Annotated in this window: 23 protein-coding genes; 13 read left to right on the top strand and 10 right to left on the bottom strand. The window is 31.6% G+C overall.

Annotated elements, in window-relative coordinates:
- Positions 1-2: 2 nt before the first annotated feature.
- From MK115_RS00890 to MK115_RS00875, 4 genes are all read right to left on the bottom strand, one after another.
- Positions 3-359: a Spx/MgsR family RNA polymerase-binding regulatory protein gene (locus MK115_RS00890; RefSeq protein ID WP_287608266.1), complete on the bottom strand. Its 357-nt coding sequence runs from the start codon at positions 357-359 to the stop codon at positions 3-5.
- Entirely contained in the window at positions 356-910 is a 555-nt protein-coding gene (locus MK115_RS00885; RefSeq protein WP_287608264.1) for an inorganic diphosphatase, read from the bottom strand. The genes MK115_RS00890 and MK115_RS00885 overlap by 4 nt, the downstream gene beginning before the upstream one ends.
- Entirely contained in the window at positions 900-1154 is a 255-nt protein-coding gene (locus tag MK115_RS00880; RefSeq protein WP_209088954.1) for a hypothetical protein, read from the bottom strand. Before MK115_RS00880 ends, MK115_RS00885 begins: the two co-directional genes overlap by 11 nt.
- A gap of 96 nt (positions 1155-1250) precedes the next feature.
- Positions 1251-1601, bottom strand: coding sequence for a DUF8631 domain-containing protein (locus MK115_RS00875; protein ID WP_025887761.1), 351 nt, complete (start codon positions 1599-1601; stop codon positions 1251-1253).
- Between the two features lie 174 nt (positions 1602-1775).
- On the opposite strand from MK115_RS00875, the gene MK115_RS00870 reads away from it, so the two are divergent.
- The 4 genes from MK115_RS00870 to MK115_RS00855 all read left to right on the top strand — a co-directional run bounded on the left by MK115_RS00870 (position 1776) and on the right by MK115_RS00855 (position 6451).
- Positions 1776-3578 (top strand): proline--tRNA ligase, encoded by a 1803-nt coding sequence (locus tag MK115_RS00870; protein ID WP_287608259.1) that lies wholly within the window; start codon positions 1776-1778, stop codon positions 3576-3578.
- 26 nt (positions 3579-3604) lie between these two features.
- Positions 3605-4042 (top strand): photosystem II protein Psb27, encoded by a 438-nt coding sequence (psb27, locus tag MK115_RS00865; RefSeq protein WP_025926148.1) that lies wholly within the window; start codon positions 3605-3607, stop codon positions 4040-4042.
- Between the two features lie 81 nt (positions 4043-4123).
- Positions 4124-5434 (top strand): adenylosuccinate synthase, encoded by a 1311-nt coding sequence (locus tag MK115_RS00860; protein WP_025926147.1) that lies wholly within the window; start codon positions 4124-4126, stop codon positions 5432-5434.
- 15 nt (positions 5435-5449) lie between these two features.
- Positions 5450-6451 (top strand): adenosine kinase, encoded by a 1002-nt coding sequence (locus MK115_RS00855; RefSeq protein ID WP_287608254.1) that lies wholly within the window; start codon positions 5450-5452, stop codon positions 6449-6451.
- A 6-nt stretch (positions 6452-6457) separates the two neighbouring features.
- Here the strand turns inward: MK115_RS00855 and cutA are convergent, their stop codons facing one another.
- Positions 6458-6748: a divalent cation tolerance protein CutA gene (gene cutA / locus MK115_RS00850; RefSeq protein WP_287608252.1), complete on the bottom strand. Its 291-nt coding sequence runs from the start codon at positions 6746-6748 to the stop codon at positions 6458-6460.
- Between the two features lie 28 nt (positions 6749-6776).
- Positions 6777-7574: a precorrin-6A reductase gene (gene cobK / locus MK115_RS00845; protein ID WP_287608250.1), complete on the bottom strand. Its 798-nt coding sequence runs from the start codon at positions 7572-7574 to the stop codon at positions 6777-6779.
- A 28-nt stretch (positions 7575-7602) separates the two neighbouring features.
- Between cobK and MK115_RS00840 the strand changes: the two genes are divergently transcribed.
- Positions 7603-8028: a single-stranded DNA-binding protein gene (locus tag MK115_RS00840; protein ID WP_025922241.1), complete on the top strand. Its 426-nt coding sequence runs from the start codon at positions 7603-7605 to the stop codon at positions 8026-8028.
- 1 nt (position 8029) lies between these two features.
- On the opposite strand, the gene MK115_RS00835 is transcribed toward MK115_RS00840, so the two are convergent.
- A complete protein-coding gene (locus tag MK115_RS00835; protein ID WP_075440528.1) occupies positions 8030-8212 on the bottom strand; it encodes a DUF8666 family protein in 183 nt (60 codons plus the stop codon).
- 42 nt (positions 8213-8254) lie between these two features.
- On the opposite strand from MK115_RS00835, the gene MK115_RS00830 reads away from it, so the two are divergent.
- From MK115_RS00830 to MK115_RS00820, 3 genes are all read left to right on the top strand, one after another.
- Positions 8255-8785, top strand: a complete 531-nt coding sequence (locus MK115_RS00830; RefSeq protein ID WP_025894150.1) for a DUF2854 domain-containing protein — start codon at positions 8255-8257, stop codon at positions 8783-8785.
- 64 nt (positions 8786-8849) lie between these two features.
- Complete coding sequence (gene argB / locus MK115_RS00825) at positions 8850-9701, top strand: acetylglutamate kinase (RefSeq protein WP_012007323.1); 852 nt, start codon at positions 8850-8852, stop codon at positions 9699-9701.
- Between the two features lie 3 nt (positions 9702-9704).
- On the top strand, positions 9705-10814 hold the full coding sequence (locus MK115_RS00820; protein WP_287608242.1) for a DUF3153 domain-containing protein: 1110 nt from the start codon (positions 9705-9707) through the stop codon (positions 10812-10814).
- Here the strand turns inward: MK115_RS00820 and priA are convergent, their stop codons facing one another.
- On the bottom strand, positions 10815-13091 hold the full coding sequence (gene priA / locus MK115_RS00815; protein WP_287608240.1) for a replication restart helicase PriA: 2277 nt from the start codon (positions 13089-13091) through the stop codon (positions 10815-10817).
- 322 nt (positions 13092-13413) lie between these two features.
- On the opposite strand from priA, the gene rpoD reads away from it, so the two are divergent.
- Positions 13414-14598 carry an RNA polymerase sigma factor RpoD gene (gene rpoD, locus MK115_RS00810; RefSeq protein ID WP_287608238.1) on the top strand — a complete coding sequence of 395 codons (1185 nt, stop codon included), beginning with the start codon at positions 13414-13416 and terminating at the stop codon, positions 14596-14598.
- Positions 14599-14695: 97 nt separating this feature from the next.
- The gene (hemC, locus tag MK115_RS00805; RefSeq protein ID WP_287608236.1) at positions 14696-15646 is read left to right on the top strand and encodes a hydroxymethylbilane synthase; all 951 of its coding nucleotides are present in this window, start codon (positions 14696-14698) and stop codon (positions 15644-15646) included.
- Positions 15647-15652: 6 nt separating this feature from the next.
- Here hemC and MK115_RS00800 read toward each other — a convergent pair whose 3' ends face one another.
- Positions 15653-16240, bottom strand: a complete 588-nt coding sequence (locus tag MK115_RS00800; protein WP_025887731.1) for an inorganic diphosphatase — start codon at positions 16238-16240, stop codon at positions 15653-15655.
- Between the two features lie 63 nt (positions 16241-16303).
- Positions 16304-17809, bottom strand: a complete 1506-nt coding sequence (locus tag MK115_RS00795) for a carboxypeptidase M32 (RefSeq protein WP_287608233.1) — start codon at positions 17807-17809, stop codon at positions 16304-16306.
- Positions 17810-17917: 108 nt separating this feature from the next.
- Between MK115_RS00795 and MK115_RS00790 the strand changes: the two genes are divergently transcribed.
- From MK115_RS00790 to MK115_RS00780, 3 genes are all read left to right on the top strand, one after another.
- Positions 17918-18373 (top strand): secondary thiamine-phosphate synthase enzyme YjbQ, encoded by a 456-nt coding sequence (locus MK115_RS00790; RefSeq protein WP_025928159.1) that lies wholly within the window; start codon positions 17918-17920, stop codon positions 18371-18373.
- Between the two features lie 36 nt (positions 18374-18409).
- A complete protein-coding gene (locus MK115_RS00785; RefSeq protein ID WP_011818001.1) occupies positions 18410-18700 on the top strand; it encodes a 4a-hydroxytetrahydrobiopterin dehydratase in 291 nt (96 codons plus the stop codon).
- A 29-nt stretch (positions 18701-18729) separates the two neighbouring features.
- A partial coding sequence (locus MK115_RS00780; protein WP_287608223.1) for a CobW family GTP-binding protein occupies positions 18730-19328 on the top strand: 599 nt, incomplete at its 3' end.

Genomic DNA, 19328 nt, shown 5'->3' with positions numbered 1-19328 from the left:
ACTTATATAAATTGTTTTGCATATTCAATTTCGTTAAAACCTAATATTACTTTTTTTCCTTCGTAAATCAAAAATGGTCTTTTTATTAATTTGCCATCACTTAAAAGAAGTTGAATAATTTCTTCCTTTGACAAACGATCAATATCAAGATTAAGAGTTTTAAAGGCTTTACCTCTTGTATTAAAAATCCTTTTCTTATCATCAGAGTATTGTTCTAAGGCTAGATTTAAATAATTAACAAGTGGAGGTTCTTTTACAATATCAATTAACTGAAATTCAAAATCTTTGCTTTCAAGCCACTTTGCAGCTTTTCGGCATGTAGAGCATTTTAAATAACTATAAAAAATTATTTTTTTCAATTTAATTTACTAATATTTGATTTCTTAAGTACTTTAAAGTTTTTCTTTTTTAGAGGCATACAACTTTTCAATAAATTTTCAACTACATCAAAATCCCTCCAACCATCAATTTGAACTGTTCTTCCATCAAGTCCTTTACTTGTTCTAAAAAATTCAGCAACATCCTCAAGCTGATTAGGAGCAATTTGATTAATACTCACTATATTAGCCTGCCTAGGATTAGCCATAGGCACACATAAAAGTTTTCCATCATATGCACCACAATCATGCATATCCAAAACTCCAATAGGTCTAGCTTTTATTAAACAACCAGCAAAAGTAGGCTCATCCATTATCACCATTGCATCAAGAGGAGCTCCATCATCAGCAAGGGTATTTGGGATAAAACCATAATCAAAAGGGTACCTCACTGAAGAATGCAATACTCTGTCTAAGGCCATTATTCCTGCATCAGAGCAATATTCATATTTATTCCTACTCCCTGCAGGTATTTCAACAACAATATTTACTATTCCCTTCATTGGAGATGGAGGTATTGAACTAAGGTCCATCTTTTTTAAAATCGTGATTATGAATTATCTCGTTTCCTTGAGATAAAGGTCTGCCAATTAAAATGCTTATTGAAGGTAAAAAAATTGTCAAAAAGGCAAAAATAATACCTAAAGATGTTATTGATAAACTCCTTATACTTAAGGGGTCATCATCATCTCTTTCAAAATCATTTCGAGCAGAACCATGAGAAGATTCTTCGCTTGATTTACTTTGAATAAACTGCTTTGATTTCGTGTAACTCAAGAACTCTTAATTGGTAAAGATTAAGGAGATAATTAAACATCATTATCCTACATTCAAAATGTCAATAAATCAAAACATTGATTAGTAACTTTTTAATTACTCTTTTTCTAGCAAAGACCTGATAGATTTTAGTTCCTCTAATATTTGCACCAGTATATTTTGAGCAGCGGAGGAAGGTGTATTAAAGACCTCTACAGTAACCTCCTTAATTCTTAAAATATCTTTTGCAAATCTTGCTACTTCATTAGGATGAAACTTTAAAGGATCTTTTTGATCAGTTCTAAATTCGGGATTTAATTTTCTTGGATTAAAGCTAGGGTTTAGATTTCTTAAATCTGTATTTGTATACCTATAGACAGAAGCTCTTGATCTGTTTAGGAATTTTTGAACTTCATCAATACCTACTAATTCCTCTTCGCTAGAAATATTGGAATCTATATTTTCCATAAACTTAAGAAAATGTTTTAGTAATAATGAACTTTTAAAAGAGTTTGAACTTCATTACTGAAGAAGTTAGCAGAAACAATATTTTTAGACTAGCCGCGTTGAGGGACTCAAGACACTTTAAATTATTTTTTCATCTTAATTGATAAAATTAAATATTATTAAGGATTTTTTTGTATGCGCGTGACAACCTCATTTCCTCTGGGGACACTTCGTGACACACCTTCTGAAGCTGAGATTATTTCACATCAATTACTTTTAAAAGCTGGGTATATTCGCAGAGTTAACAGCGGTATTTATGCATACATGCCACTAATGCTTAGAGTTATTGAAAAAATATCCGCAATAATAGAGAAAGAACTTAATAGTATTGGTTGTACAAAATTACTATTACCCCAACTTCATCCTGCAGATTTATGGAAAAAAAGTGAAAGGTGGGAAGGATATACCGCAGGTGAAGGAATAATGTTTAATCTCAAAGATAGACAAGGTAAAGAATTTGGTTTAGCTCCAACTCACGAAGAGGTGATCACGAGTATTGCATCAGAGACCATCAACTCCTATAAGCAATTACCTCAATGTTTTTACCAAATTCAGACAAAATTTAGAGATGAAATAAGGCCAAGGTTTGGATTGATGAGAAGTAGAGAATTTATAATGAAAGATGGTTATTCTTTTCATTCTTCAGAAAACGATCTAGCTTCTTTCTATGAAAAGGTGGGCAATGCTTATGAAAATATTTTTAAATCTTGTGGACTGCAGACAGTAGGGGTTGAAGCTGATAGTGGAGCAATTGGCGGTGCTTCATCTAAAGAATTTATGGTCACTGCTGATGCTGGGGAAGATTCCATTTTGTTTACTCAAAGTGGTTCTTATGCTGCAAATATTGAAAAAGCTGTTTCTCTACCCTCTCAACCTATTCCACTAAAAGATAATATTGCAGAGTGGTTGGAAACGCCTCATCAAAAAACAATCCTAGAAGTTTGCAATAATAACAATTTAGACCCAAGTCAGATTATTAAAGTAGTAATATTCCTTGCACAGTTCGAAGGTAAATTTGAGGTCCCAATTCTTGCATGCATAAGAGGCGATCAACACATTAATGAAGTAAAGCTTTTTAACTTAATCAATAAACTTCATCACTTCAATCTCCTTAATCTTAAAAAGATTGAAGACAAAAATACTATCGAAAAAAATCTAGTTGATTTTCCCTTAGGTTTTATCGGGCCAGATTTAGATAATAAAACTATTAAAGCTAGTTCTAATTGGGAAAAAAAATGGACAAGAATAATTGACCATTCTGCAAGTGACCTTTCAAAGTTTATAAGTGGTGGGAATAAAGTTAATTTCCATAAAGTTTTTCAAGAATTTTCTTTTGATTCGAAAGACTATCTAATTGGGGATATCAGGAATGCCAAAAAAGGAGATAAAATAAGTATTTATGATGATGAAGAACTTAAAGAAAAAAAAGGTATCGAGATTGGACATATTTTCCAACTAGGTCAGAAATATAGTGAAAAATTAAATGCAAAGTTCTCTGATAAGGATGGTCAGTTAAAAAATTTATGGATGGGTTGTTATGGAATAGGAGTGACAAGAATAGCTCAAGCTGCTATCGAACAGAATCATGATCAAAAAGGAATTTGTTGGCCTATCCAGATTTCTCCTTTTGAAGTTATTATTATCCCAACAAACCTAAAAGATCCTATTCAAAGTGATCTTACTGAGCAAATCTATAACAACTTTTTAATTAATAAAATTGATGTCCTTCTTGATGATAGAAACGATAGAGCTGGAGTGAAATTTAAAGATGCGGAATTAATTGGTATTCCTTTTCAGATAATTATTGGCAGAGATTCTATTAATAAAGAAGTAGAACTTTTATGCAGAACAAATAATACTAAGCTTAAAATTAGTACTGATAAATTGTTAGAAACATTTATTTCCGAATCTGAAATAATGTACAATAAAAAGTCTTGAGGCTTATTTTTTTTGGGAGCTAAGTTATGTTACTGAAATGGACATCAAAATTATTTTTTAAGAATCTTACCAAAGCTATATCTTTTGCAATATCCTTAATTGTTGTTTTTACACTATTTAGTTCCCCTTCCATAGCTGCAAAAACCGCTATGACAGGTGACTATACAAAAGATACAATTTCAGTTGTTAAAACATTACAAACAGCTGTTGATACTCCAAAAGATTCTCCAAATAAAGATGAAGTAAGAAGTGAGGCTCTTACACTCATAACTGACTATATTTCCAGATATAGAAATAGAGGGATGGTGAATAAAACGCAATCATTTACCACAATGCAAACAGCATTAAATGCTATGGCAGGTCATTACAAAAACTTTGCAAGTAGACCTTTACCAGATAAACTTAAAGAGCGTTTAACCAAAGAATTTTCTCTTGCTGAAAAAATGGTTCTAAGAGAAAGTTGATACAATTCATTTACTTTTTAAAAGTAAACCAAGATTTTTGAATATATTAAATATTCGCACAAAAATAATGCTCTTCTAAAATTGGCCAATGTTGTTGTAATCGGAGCCCAATGGGGTGACGAAGGAAAAGGTAAAATAACGGATTTACTTAGTCGTTCGGCAGATGTTGTCGTTCGCTATCAAGGGGGAGTAAATGCAGGTCATACTATAGTCGTAGATGATAAAGTCTTAAAATTACATTTAATTCCCTCAGGGATACTTTATAAAAATACTTCTTGTCTAATTGGTTCGGGAACTGTTGTAGATCCAAAAATCTTGCTTAAAGAAATTGACATGTTAATTGATAATGGAATTGATATCTCAGGATTAAAAATTTCATCAACATCACATGTAACAATGCCCTACCACCGAATATTAGATGAAGCGATGGAGGCTGATAGAGGTTCAAACAAAATAGGGACAACAGGTCGTGGGATTGGCCCAACTTATGCGGATAAATCACAAAGAAATGGCATTAGGATAAGAGACTTGCTCAATAAGGAAAGGCTAAGTGATGTGATCGAAATTCCATTAAGAGAAAAAAACGGTCTACTAGAAAAAATCTATGGCATTAAACCACTTAAATTAGAAGATATTGTTGAAGAATATCTTGACTATGGGGAAAGATTATCAAAGCATGTTGTTGACTGTACGAGGACTATCCATGCAGCCTCAAAAAACAAGAAGAATATTCTTTTCGAAGGTGCTCAAGGGACTCTACTTGACTTAGATCATGGGACTTATCCTTTTGTTACCTCATCAAACCCTATATCAGGAGGGGCATGTATTGGGGCTGGAGTGGGTCCAACTTTAATTGATAGAGTCATAGGTGTCGCAAAAGCTTATACCACAAGAGTAGGTGAAGGGCCATTCCCAACTGAATTACAAGGAAGTATTAATGATCAACTCTGTGATAGAGGCAGTGAATTTGGAACCACTACTGGGAGAAGGAGAAGATGTGGGTGGTTTGATGGAGTTATTGGTAAATATGCTGTATCTGTAAATGGTCTTGATTGTTTAGCCGTTACGAAACTTGATGTGTTAGATGAATTAGATGAGATTCAAGTTTGCATTGCATATGATCTCGATGGAGAGGAAATAGACTACTTTCCTACAAATTCAGATGACTTAAAAAAATGTAAGCCAATCTTCAAAAAATTAAAAGGTTGGCAATGTTCAACTGCAGATTGCAGAAAACTATCTGATCTCCCAGAGAATGCTATGAATTATCTAAGATTTTTAGCTGAATTAATGGAGGTTCCAATTGCCATTGTCTCGTTGGGGGCGAATAGAGATCAAACTATAGTAATTGAAGACCCAATACATGGTCCTAAAAGAGCACTGCTAAGGTAATTTAGTTCCAAATTAATGAAGGAATCCTTTAGACATTTTGAACATAAAAAAGTTGATCTCATTGGTCTGGGCAACGCAATAGTAGATATTATTGTAAATATTGAAGATGAGTTTCTTGAGATAAATAATCTGGATAAAGGATCAATGAATCTAATTAATTCTGATGAATCTCAGAGATTGTTAGAAAATTGCAAAGTGATCAAACAAATTTCAGGTGGGTCCTCAGCAAATACCGTTGTTTCTTTAGCAGAATTAGGCAATCATGTGCAGTTTATAGGAAGAGTGAAAAATGATCAATTTGGGAATTTCTTTTCTGACGATATAAAAAAAAGTAAAACTATATTTAATACTCCACCAACTATTGAAGGTGCTCCAACAGCTCATTCAATCATTTTGGTTACACCTGATGCACAAAGAACTATGTGCACTTACCTAGGAGCATCTGTAGAGTTTGAACCAAAAGACATTGACTTTACTGTAATTAAGGAAAGTAAATACTTATATTTAGAAGGATATTTATGGGACAGCGAATTAGCTAAAAAAGCTTTTATTAAAGCCGCCCAAATTGCAAAACAATCTAATACAAAAATAATCCTTTCTTTGTCTGATTCATTTTGTGTAGATAGACATCGTGAGAGTTTCTTGGAATTAATTTATGAATATGTAGATATTGTTTTTTGTAATGAATCCGAGGTGTTAAGTCTATTTAAAAATGATAAATTAGCAAGCTGCCAAGAAGACCTATCTTCCTTATGTGAATTAGTCATAGTAACTCTTGGAAGCAATGGTTCTCTCATAGTTAACAAAAATAATGTTGAAATAATTGAGTCAATAACGAAAGGCAAGATTATTGATACTACAGGAGCGGGAGATATCTATGCGGGAGGATTTATCCATGGATTAATAAACAATTGTTCCCTCAAAAAATGCGGAGAGATAGCTTCAATTTGTGCGGGGCAAATAATTACGCAATTAGGATCTAGATCAGATATTGATCTTAAAGAGTTAATAAAATAGATTTAATCAAATAGTCTTATTCAACCAATCATAATATTTCATCTCAGCATGGTATTTTTTGTAAATAATTTGAGGGACATCATATGTGGAATTTTTATTTACGAAATCAATTAAACAATCTTTAAATTCTAGTTTACTTTTTATTGTGATTTCAAACTCTTTAGTTTCTTCAATATCATCATCCCACTTATAAATTGAAAAAATTTGCTTTATCGAAACACAAGCTGCAAGTTTATTTTGTATTAGTAATTTAGCCATTCGCAAAGCATTTGCGTTACTTGATTCAGTTGTGATCATAACTAATACTTCCATAATGAATTAAACATCAATATTTTTTAATTATGTGATTTATCAAATTGTGATATTGATCAAAAGAGTAAGAATAATCATTTTTAACTTTCGGCCTTTTAACCAAAAATAACTTCATTTTACTTCCAGAAACTATACTCTCCCAGTTTTTCTGAGAATAACTTCCAGATTCTCTGCATAGAACATAATCTATCTCCCAAAAATCACAAAGTTTTTTTTCTAAAATGCTTTTATTATTTTTACTCGGTTCAAGTATCGCTATGTTTGAATTTTTAATACATGATCCAAAAGCTTTAGTTATACTCTCATAAGTTGGAAGTACCCTTGTAAATACATTTGCTTTACAATTCATATAATAATTAGCTGTATCGTTAAGGAATCTTGATCCTATTGCAAGAAGAATATTCTTATTTTCTATATCAACATTATTTATATCCTTTAAATGATCAATATAAAAAAAATTATTAGTGTTATTTATTAGAGATTTCCTCTCAAATAGTAAAAGAGGTGTATTAATTTCTTTACATGCATTATTAAGATTTTTAGAAATTATTACGGCAAACGGATGAGTAGCATCGACAACGCATGTGATTTTATTTTTATTTATGAAATTAATTATTTGATCTTTATTATTTAATTTCCCCGTAATGATATGTAACTTTGGATTTTCAATATAAGCTTGCCCTGCTTTATAAGTTAAAACACTTGCAAAGACTGAATAATTAAGTTCAAGAAGCCTATTAGCTATTACAGGTCCATCCGAAGTTCCTGATAGGATCCAAACATTTTTATAGCAATTTCCTTGATTCTGCATCAGTATGTCTTTAATTAAATAGTAAGTAATGAATCATTGTTTAATTCAGGCGGTCATTAATAGCGCTCCCCAAATGAGGTATACCAAAGAAAACCAAACTCCAATTGCAGAAATGATTGTTAATTTTAAAGGATTACGTAGTGAAGATCCAACCAGAGATCTCAAGATCATAGGATGGGGAAATATTGCCCAAGAAATGGTAGATGAACTAAAGGAGGGGCAAAATATTGTTATTGAGGGACGTCTAAAGATGAATTCTGTCACTAGAAAAGACGGAACGAAAGAAAAGCAACCAGAACTAACAGCTTCAAAAATTCATCAAATATCGCCAGTTGATGTTATTAAGTCTGATCAAAAAGAAAATAATGAGTCATTTGAAAATAAAGAAACCGCCAAAAAATCTAGTTGGGATAGTTCACCTTTAGTACCTGAAGTTGACGAAATACCTTTTTAAATCAAATATCAACATTATTTTCTTGAACACTTATAATTAATTTGCTTATTTTTCTTTCAAGCGCGGCAAGTTCGCTTCTGATTTCTGGCCATTTACCCTTATCAAGATTTTCTAGTAGCCATGCTCTATCTTGATCAAGTTTAAAAATTAAATCTCCTTGATTTGCAGTATTAGGATCTTGCATAATACTTGTTAGCCCATTTAAAACTCATTCTACTAAATCAAAATGAAGAAATACTTATCGCCTGGAAACTTAATCGTAACCGCTGGGGGTATATTAGCTTTTGTTGGAATGACTGCTTATTTTACAGACTCAGTGAATTTAAGTGTACCTACTTTTTTTTATGGAGTACCTATTTTTCTAATTGGATTAGGCTTAAAGACTTCCGAAATACCTCCTGTAGAGTTGTTTGACAAGACAAATTTTGCGACAAATAAATTTAATAGACCAAAAGAATTAACAGCACTAGTTAAAGATGTTACAAGATGGAGGTATGGGATAAAAGCTCATCTTGAATCGTCATTAGAATCTTTAAATTTGTGGGACGAGGATAACCCCCCTCAATTAAAAGAAATAGAAGAAATTACAAAGGAAGAAAAAAATGGTCTCAGAATGCGTTTCGAATTAAACGCTGTCCCTCTAGAAAAATGGATTGAAAAACAAGAAAGATTAAACAGGTTTTTCGTCAAAGGTCTTGAATCAGAATTTATTATCGACGATAATAAAAAAGAATTTGATTTTATTCTCTTTTATTGAATATAGGGATATATTTGTAAAAACCTAATTTCTCAATTCAATCAAGTTTTAATGAATTTTAATAATGAATGATTCTCAAAGAGTATCAATATTAAGCGAAGCACTTCCATATATACAAAGTTTCTCAGGTAGAAAAATTGTTATCAAGTATGGTGGTTCTGTTATGGAGAATGATAATTTAAAAAATGCTTTTTTTAGAGACATAGCACTTTTATCAACCGTTGGGGTTTGTCCGATAGTAATTCATGGAGGTGGACCCGAGATTAATAATTGGTTAAAGAAATTAGAAATATCTCCTAAATTCGAAAATGGATTAAGAATTACTGATCAAAAAACAATGGAAATTGTCGAGATGGTTCTAATGGGTAGAGTTAACAAACAAATTGTAAAAGGGATTAATAAAACTGGATCCTTAGCTGTGGGAATATCAGGTCTTGATGGCAACTTAATTCAATCTAGAGAACTAGGAGATGGTAGCCATGGGTTAGTGGGAGAGGTTACAAAAATCAATCCTGAAATATTAGATCCTCTTATTTCTAAAGGATACATCCCAATTATTTCTAGCATTGGATCAACCTTGGAGGGTATTTCCCATAACATTAATGCAGATTTTGTTGCTGGAGAAATTGCTGCTGCAATAAATGCAGAAAAACTTATTCTTCTTACTGATACTCAAGGGATTTTAAAAGAAAAAGATAACAAAAATAGTCTTGTTGAAAAAACTAATCTCAAAGAGGCAAGGGATTTTATTGATAAAAAAATTGTGACTGAAGGTATGATTCCAAAGACAGAATGCTGTATAAGAGCTTTAGCCCAAGGAGTCAAAGCAGCTCACATAATTGATGGAAGAATAGAACATTCATTACTTCTTGAGATTTTTACAAATTCCGGAATAGGTACAATGATAGTCGCCTAACCCATGAAAACTTATGAGCAAGTTTTAGAAAAAGTAGAACTTGCTTTAGCTAAAGGTGAGTATCATTATTGCATTGAATTTCTTTTGCCCATAATCGAATCATTTCCTTTATCAAGCAAAGAGGGAGTAAATTTAAGAACAATCTTAATTACTGCTCTATGTGGTATCAATAAAAGGGAGGAGGCTAAAAGGTTTTGTAAAGAACTTCTAAAATCTTACGATAATAAGACGAGAGAAAATGCAAAATATTTGATGGAAGTTATAGACTCTCCTGACATTAAAAAGCCAGAAAATTGGAACGTACAGTTTGAAAGCGACCCATCACTCAATAAAAAATCTCTTAACTCACTGCGCAAAAAAAGAGAAGTATTGAAGAAAAAAAAATTTATTAATGTAACTGAGACACCAACTGGTGAAACAAAACCCTTTCAGAAAGGCTTTTCACTGATCATTTTTTTAATACTATTATTATTAATTCCACTTTTAAGTGGCTGCGTAAAAATTGAGGATACCCTTGATCTTAGTGAACTTGATTCAATAACTAATAATTTAGTGATAGAGAGTAAATACATAAAGAAATTTCCTTGGCAATTAAAATTTGAAGAGAAGATGAAAGATATTTTTCCTGACGCAGAAATTGAACAAGACGAATCAACCTTTTCTTTGAAACATAAAAATCTCAATTTAGAAGATACAAAGCAAGTTCTTAAAATCACCCAAAATACAGCTGGAGAGTTAGCGGGAGAATCAACAAATATAGAAATTAATACTACTCAAAAAAACTTCATTTTTTTTAAAAAATACTTTTACAGGTTAGATTTGGATCTAAATTCTATTCAAGGTATTGATAATTTAGAACTCATTTTCAAAATTATTCACCCTAATAAAGCTATCCTTACCGATAAAAATAATTCAAATTTAGAAATCACAAAAAATCTAATAATTTGGAATTTAAATCAAGGGCAGATAAATAGTCTTGAATTTTCTTTCTGGAGCCTCAACAAACTTTTGATTGGGATATCTATTATTTTAATAATTATAATATTGGCTTATTTATTAAGATTCTATAGATTTAAATTAGGTTCAGATTTACCTCAACTTCCATCAAAGTAATTACAACTCTGCTGGATTAACATCTATTGTTAAAAAAACATTTTTTGGAATAAGTTTCCATAATATTGATCTATCAGGTAAAGGTATCTTTGTTCCTTCAGGGCCATGTATTAATATCTGCCATCTAAATTTTTTACCGACTTTAGCTATTAAACTAGGGGCAGGACCAATTAATTTCCAGTTCTTTTTCTCACAAAAACTGAGTAGATATTTTGCTAATTTTATTGCAATTGACTCAGTTAATTCATAATTTTCACCTGATAATTTAAGTAGGCAAATTGTGCAAAATGGAAATAAATTAGCATCCTTTCTCAATCTCGAGTTTTCAATTAAGAATCTTTCATAATCTCTTTTTTGAAGATACGAAATCACCGGGTGGTTAGGTTTATATGTTTGAAAAATTACTTTCCCTTTTTTTTGTGCCCTGCCGGCCCTTCCTGCTACTTGCAAAAATAATTGTAATGATTTTTCTTCTGCTGAAATATCTGGGCGATGAAGCAACCCATCTGCTGCAATAACTACTGAAAGAGTAATATTGGGGATGTCAATACCTTTTGCCAACATCTGAGTACCGACAAGAATATCAGCATCACCTTTAGAAAACTTTGAAAGAATATCTCTATGACCATCCTTTCCTGAAGTTGTATCTCTATCAAAGCGAAGTACTCTTAAGTCAGGAAATTCTTCATTTAAAAACTCTATTACCCTTTGCGTACCAATTCCAAAAGGTTTGAAAGCAGTTGAATGACAATCTGGGCAACGATTGATCAATCTTGATTTATGATCACACCAATGACACCTTAACCATTTTTTTCCTTGTGATCCGAGATGAACTGATAAAGGAACGTCACAGTTGGGGCAATTTATTAAATATCCGCAATTTCTACAACTTAAAAATCCACTATGCCCCCTCCTAGGGATCAAAATTATTGCTTGCTCTTTTTTTAAGCGTAGTTGAGGAAGCAATTGTAATAATTCATTGGAAAAAATTTTCATATTTCCCTTCTTGAACTCATCCCGCATATCAATAATTTTTATTTCAGGAGTCTCATTACTGGATATCCTTTGAATCATTCTTACCAATTTAAAATTCCTTTCAAAAATACACTTTTTCCAAGTCTTCATTGATGGGGTTGCACTCCCAAAAATTAACTTTGCAGAATTCCTTTTTACTATTTCAATAGCAATCTCTCTTGCGTCATAGCAAGGCATAGGACTATCTTGCTTATAAGAAACATCATGTTCTTCATCCATTATTATTAATCCCAGATTTCTGATTGGAAGAAAAACTGCCGACCTTGTACCTATTACTATTAAAGGTTCATTAGCATTAATAATTTTCTTCCAAACTAAAGTTCTATGATCGGGAGAACAATTACTATGATATTCGTAAACGACATTATTAAATCGCCTACTAAACCTATCAATAAGTTGAGGAATTAATCCAATTTCTGGGGCTAGTATCAAACAACTTTTTTTCTTAAGAAATTGATCTTCAGCAATTCTCATATACACTTCTGTTTTACCTGAACCTGTTTCGCCCCAAAGAAGTAATGCATCTCCTGGTTTCATTGTTTGAAATTCTTGAAATGCAATTTTTTGCTCATTTGTAAGATTTGGTTTTTTCGTTGCAATATGATCATTTAAAAAGGAATTTAATTTAGTATTTATATTTTTTTTTCTTTTAGATTTAGCAAGATAATTTTTACTGACCATTGAGTTAATTAGAGTGTAATTAAAACCAGACTTTATTAATTCACTTTGCCAATTACCTTTTTTAGATAAAGTATCCATTAAAAAAAATTCTTTTTTGGTTAATCCATTTTTCTTAATATCAAATTCTTTTTTAGTTTCAATCCATATTTGATCTTTTAAACCTTTAGAAAAATTCTTATATTTACCAATCCAGCCAGGAGGAAATGCAGTTTTAAACATTTTTAAATTACTAACCATATAAAAAGAGGCTAGGGAGTCTATCAATTCTCTCCAAGATTCATCAATTATTTTTTTCTGCAAAATACTTTCAACAAACAAATATCTTATGCTTTTTCCTCCAGTAATATTTGATTCATCATTATTGATTGTCGAAAAGTCTTTTTTGGAGATCACCAACCCATTCAATAATCTCCCCCTTAGTCTCACACTTACAATATCTCCAACTTCTGCTCCAAGATTATTTCCATCTAAATAGTAAAAGCTTTCATTACTACTACCTATATCAAGCAAAATTTCCAATTTGTAGGAGATATTTAATAACTGATTACTTGCCGGCTTCAAAACTTTTTCTTAGTATTGGATTGTTGAACATTCCACAAAGTGTTTTTTGCACATTGTAAGTATCCTGCTCTTAAGGGAGACATGAAGCTTTGATCATTGACTGAAAATTCAAAAAATGATCTGCCTGTCTGAGAAATCCCAAGACTTTTTACTTTAGGTAATCTATAGCACTATTTAAATTTTTCAACAATTTAGAAAACTTTTCTTATTCTCATTTTGTGAAAAAGTTTTTTAAACATTAAGGGGACTTTACTACTAAATGTTCAAATTAGCCCTAAATAAAATTTTATCTAGTTAAATTCACCGTAGAAAGGAGTCAATTATGTGTCCAGTCGCAGCAGAATCAAAGAATTCCAAGCCTAGTTCAAAAAAAAAGATCAATAAAAAAATTAATACAAATTTAGAAACAGTAGTTGAAGAAGATAGTAATAAAAATAATCAAACTTTACAGACATCTGCTGAGTTAAACGAAAGCAATATTGAAAATAACAATAATGAATTTAGTGATTCTGAAGAAGAAGATAAAGGGCTCGGGAATATAAAGCTTGGGCCAAAAGGTATCTACACTGAAGATTCAATAAGAGTTTATCTCCAAGAAATTGGAAGAATTAGACTTTTAAGACCAGATGAAGAAATTGAGCTTGCAAGAAAAATTGCTGACTTACTCCAATTAGAAGAGCTAGCAACTCAATATGAGTCAGAAAAAGGACATTTCCCATCTGTAAGAGAATGGGCCGAGTTAATAGATATGCCTCTTCCCAAATTTAGAAGAAGACTTCTCTTAGGGCGGAGAGCTAAAGAAAAAATGGTTCAATCAAATTTAAGATTAGTTGTTTCCATTGCTAAAAAATATATGAACAGAGGTTTATCATTTCAAGATTTAATCCAAGAAGGAAGTTTGGGTCTAATTAGGGCAGCGGAAAAATTCGACCATGAAAAAGGTTATAAGTTCTCTACATATGCAACTTGGTGGATTCGCCAAGCCATTACAAGAGCAATTGCGGATCAAAGTAGAACTATTAGATTGCCAGTTCACTTATACGAGACAATATCCAGAATTAAAAAAACCACAAAAGTTCTTAGCCAAGAATTTGGCAGGAAACCTAGTGAAGAAGAAATCGCTGAGAGTATGGAAATGACAATCGAAAAATTAAGATTTATAGCTAAAAGTGCGCAACTTCCTATTTCTTTAGAAACTCCAATAGGGAAAGAAGAAGACTCAAGACTAGGAGACTTTATAGAGGCTGATATAGAAAATCCAGAGCAAGATGTTTCTAAAACTTTATTAAGAGAAGATTTGGAAGGAGTATTAGCCACTCTTAGTCCAAGAGAAAGAGATGTTCTCAGATTGAGATATGGAATTGATGATGGAAGAATGAAAACTCTTGAAGAAATTGGCCAGATTTTTGATGTGACGAGAGAAAGAATTAGACAAATAGAGGCAAAAGCCCTAAGAAAACTTAGACATCCAAATCGAAATGGGGTTTTAAAAGAATATATAAAATAAAAAAAGTTAAGTATAATAATTAGCTTTAAAAACTGGCAAAATAATAGCTTAAAATAAATTCGACTTAATTTTTAATTCAAACTCAAAATAATATTTAATGACTAATTTTAAGCTAAAAATAGCTAGTAGAAGAAGTAAGCTAGCAATGGTTCAAACTTTATGGGTTAAAGATCAACTAGAAAGGAATATTCCCAATTTAGAGGTATCTATAGAAGCTATGGCAACTCAAGGTGACAAAATCCTTGATGTAGCCTTAGCAAAAATAGGCGACAAAGGCTTATTTACAAAAGAACTTGAAGCACAAATGCTCGTAGGCCATGCAGATATAGCAGTACATTCTCTAAAAGATTTACCAACCAATTTGCCTAATGGCCTTAAATTAGGATGCATTACAAAAAGGGAGGATCCTGCAGATGCTTTAGTAGTAAACAAAAAAAATGACTGTTATAAATTAGAAACCTTACCTGAAGGTTCGATTGTTGGAACAAGCTCTCTAAGAAGACTTGCACAATTAAGAAATAAGTACCCACATCTTGTTTTCAAAGATATCAGGGGAAATGTTATTACAAGAATTGAAAAATTAGATGCAGGAGAATTTGATTGTATAATTCTTGCGGCCGCTGGTTTAAAGAGATTAGGCTTTGAATCAAGAATTCACCAGATTATCCCAAGTGAAGTTTCCCTTCATGCCGTTGGCCAAGGAGCACTAGGCATTGAATGTAAATCTGATGATAAAAAAGTTTTAGAAATTATAAATATCTTAGAAGATAAACCCACCAGTCAAAGATGTCTAGCAGAAAGGGCTTTTTTAAGAGAGCTTGAAGGTGGATGCCAAGTCCCAATAGGTGTGAATAGTAAAATTCAGAATGAACAACTTTGCCTTACTGGTATGGTTGCATCTCTTGATGGAGAAAGGCTTATTAAAGATCAATATATTGGCAATATTAATGATCCCGAAGAAGTAGGCAAAGAACTAGCTAAAAAATTAAAGCAGCAAGGTGCCGAAGAAATACTAAGCGAAATATTTGAAAAATTTAGAGAAAAATAAAATTAGTTAATTTACTAATTTAGGATCAATTTCTTTTTTGTATCTCTCTTCACAATCTTTAATCACTTTAACAGCTTCTTCTATCCCAAAAAAACCATTAACAGTACATGTTCCTGGTTTTTTTAGATCTTTGTAGTGCTCCCAATAATACTTTGTTTCTTTTAACCAATGATCTCCAAGGTCTTCATAACTTGAGATATGATCCATTCTTTTATCATCTGCGAGAACCGCTATTACCTTATCATCGACCTCTCCACCATCATCAAATTTCATCACCCCAATAATCCTTGCTTCCACAATAGATCCGGGTATCAATGGCTCAGTTACTCCAACAATTTCTACATCAAGTGGATCTCCATCTTCATCCCATGTCCTTGGAATACATCCATAAGCAAAAGGATACGCAAGTGATGAATAACCTACCCTATCAAGTTTAAGATGGCCCGTTTCTGTAATTAATTCATATTTATTTATGGTATTAGAGTTCAATTCAACAATAGTGTTTATTATTGTATTTGAGCTATCAGTGAAAGCATTTAGTATGTGCAATAAATTTGGGGTAACCCTGCTTGGGGGCTGATTTAGATTTGCCATCAAGAAATTATTTTTGTTTATCTTACATCCTCACACCTAACCAAATTCTTTAAAAGTAATGTTTCAGCAAAAATCATTTATTTTAGACCTTAAATGATTAATAAAATAGTTTGGCGATAGTTCTTCATTAGTTACAGCTCTTACCAACTCCATACAATTAACTGATCTGCCATATTTATGTATATTATTTTTTAACCAAAAGATGATCTTTTGATATTCACCATTTTCAATTAAGTTGTCAATCAAACCTATGTCTCTTTCCATTTGAGAAGATATTTGCGCACTTATAACATGTCCTAACAAATATGAGGGGAAATATCCAAACGCCCCTTCACTCCAATGAACATCTTGAAGACAACCTTCTGAATCATTAGATGGTTTAATTCCTAGGAGTTCATCATATCTTTTATTCCATTCTGTTGGAATATCTTCAGCAGGTAACCCTCTTTCAATTAAATCTATTTCAAGTTCGGTTCTTATTAATATGTGTAAGCCATAAGTCAATTCATCCGCTTCAACCCTATTTAATCCTGCTTCCAAATGATTAATAGATTTCCATAGTTCTAAATAATTATTAAGAGAACATCCAGCCGAAACAAATTTGTTAAAAAATCTTTTTGAAAAAGATTTGGATTTAACTATTCTATTTTCCCAAAATAAAGATTGACTTTCATGAATACCCATAGAGGTTGCTTGACCTAAAGGCCAAGCAAACCATTGATGACTTTGAGATGGCAAACCCTGCTCATAAATAGAATGCCCCCACTCATGCGCAGTTGCTAAAAAACTTGATAATGGTTCACCTTCAACAATTCTTGTCGTAATCCTGTAATCATTAGGCCCTAATGTAATCGAAAAAGGATGGGGAGATTTACCAACAACAACTAGATCTTTATCTCTCCCAAACTCATCAAGTAATTGAGAACATAAATTATGTTGAGATTCTGGACTCAAATCCCAGTGATATTTCTTAGATTTATTAATCCCTCTAATCAACTCTGGGAGAGTGTCTTTCAAAGGCTGAAACATTTTATTCAGCCACTTTAAAGTTAATTCAGGCTCAAAGGGTTGGGCTAAAGTTTCCCATGGTGAATATTGATCTGATATTTGTTTTGCCTCTTCAATCCGCAATTTAACTAATTCTTCAAAGAAAGGAAGAAAAATTTTAAAATCTGATTTTTCCTTAGCTTCTTGCCAGCTTTCATACCCTTTAGATTTTGCCTTTGCTAGAGACTCAACTAATTTAGGATCTAAATTTCTTTCTCTATTAAATTCCTTCAATAAAAGACTAATATTTCTTTCTTTATCTTTTATGAAAAGTTGATTATCGGAATTTCGTTCAATATCTGCTAGTTCATTTTTAGCAGATTGTATTAAATTAGAAAATTCCTCGGAAGAATTTCTTTCATGCAATACTTTTGCAATATAAGTAAGTTGTTCAGACCTCCAAGAAGCACCTTTCTTTGGCATTCCAGTATTCTGATCCCAATAAAGTGTATTTTGGATTGAACCTAATATTTGTGTTTCTTTAAGGTAAGCACCCAGCTTATTCCAATGAGTTTCAGCCAAAGATTTAAATGGAAATTAAATTTATCTTAAGATAAAAATTTTAATGTCTGCAGTAAAACATGCATCTTTATCCATAATAGGATATTGATTAATTAAGTTTTAACTTATATGGAACAAATATTTTCAAAATTAAAATTCATAACCCATGGCGAGGGTTTTATTGATATCACATATGATTTAAATTTATGTGTTGAAAAAAATAATTTTCATTCCGGAATTTTAAATTTAACTTCACTTCATACAAGTTGCAGTTTAACTATTAATGAGAACGCAGATCCAAATGTACTGAGGGACCTAAAAAAGTATATGCAATCGATAGTTCCCTATGATTCCTACTTAACCTTATCAAAAAATAGAGAAGAAATATCCTATAAACATTATCAAGAAGGGGCTGACGATATGCCAGCACATATTAAAACATCCCTAACAAACACTTGTTTATCTTTGAGTTTTCAAGACGGGAAAATTATGCTTGGCACATGGCAAGCAGTTTATTTATGGGAACATCGATTTGATCAAAAGGAAAGAATCATTAATGTACATATAATTGGTGAGAAAAAGTAAGATATTTATAATGTAATAAGTCAGATTTCTTATTTAATGGAACCCTACATTTTGCAAGATGAAGAATTGAATGAATTAGTTGTCAAAATACCTGGCTGGGAAATTAAATCTAAACAAATCCAAAGAGAATTTAACTTCGCTAATTTTATTGAAGCCTTTGCTTTTATGACTAAGGTTGCTTTAATCTGTGAAAAATATAATCATCATCCTAACTGGGAGAATGTTTATGCAAAAGTAATAATTAAATTAAATACACATGATCTAGGAGGTATTACGAATCTGGATCAAACATTAGCTTCGGAAATCAACAAAATTTTCGATCAATAAAAATATAAACTTGTTTTCAACTATTCAAAATGTCTAAAAATTTATTGCCAGTTACTATTATTAGTGGATTTTTAGGTTCTGGCAAAACTACACTTCTAAATCATATTTTAAAAAATCAAGTTGGTATTAAAACAGCTGTTTTAGTCAACGAATTTGGAGAAATCGGAATAGATAATGACTTAATAATAGAAGGCTCAGAAGATATGATCGAATTAAATAATGGATGTATATGTTGCTCTATCAATGGCGAATTATTAAATACCGTATCCAAAGTTTTAGAAAGAGCTGAAAAATTAGACTATTTGATTGTTGAAACAACTGGATTAGCAGATCCATTACCAGTAGCCATGACTTTTGCGGCTGGTGATCTTAGAGAAAAAGTAAGATTAGATTCGATAATCACTGTCATTGATGGAGAAAATTTTGATTTTGAAATTAATAATACAAGTGTCGCCTATTCTCAAATTTTATACGGAGATATCCTTCTTCTTAATAAATCTGATTTAGTAAATGAAAAACAATTAAAGAAAATAGAGGAGTTTATAAATAAAATAAAAAAAGAACCAAGGATTTTGAGATCAACTAATAGTGAAGTTGCATTACATACAATAATGAGCGTAGGTCTATT

The sequence above is a fragment of the Prochlorococcus sp. ALOHA_ZT_50 genome, from assembly GCF_022447305.1.
Classification (GTDB): Bacteria; Cyanobacteriota; Cyanobacteriia; order PCC-6307; family Cyanobiaceae; genus Prochlorococcus_A.
The sequence above is the reverse complement of the archived record's forward strand: the minus strand, read 5'-3'. Positions and strand labels throughout refer to the sequence as shown.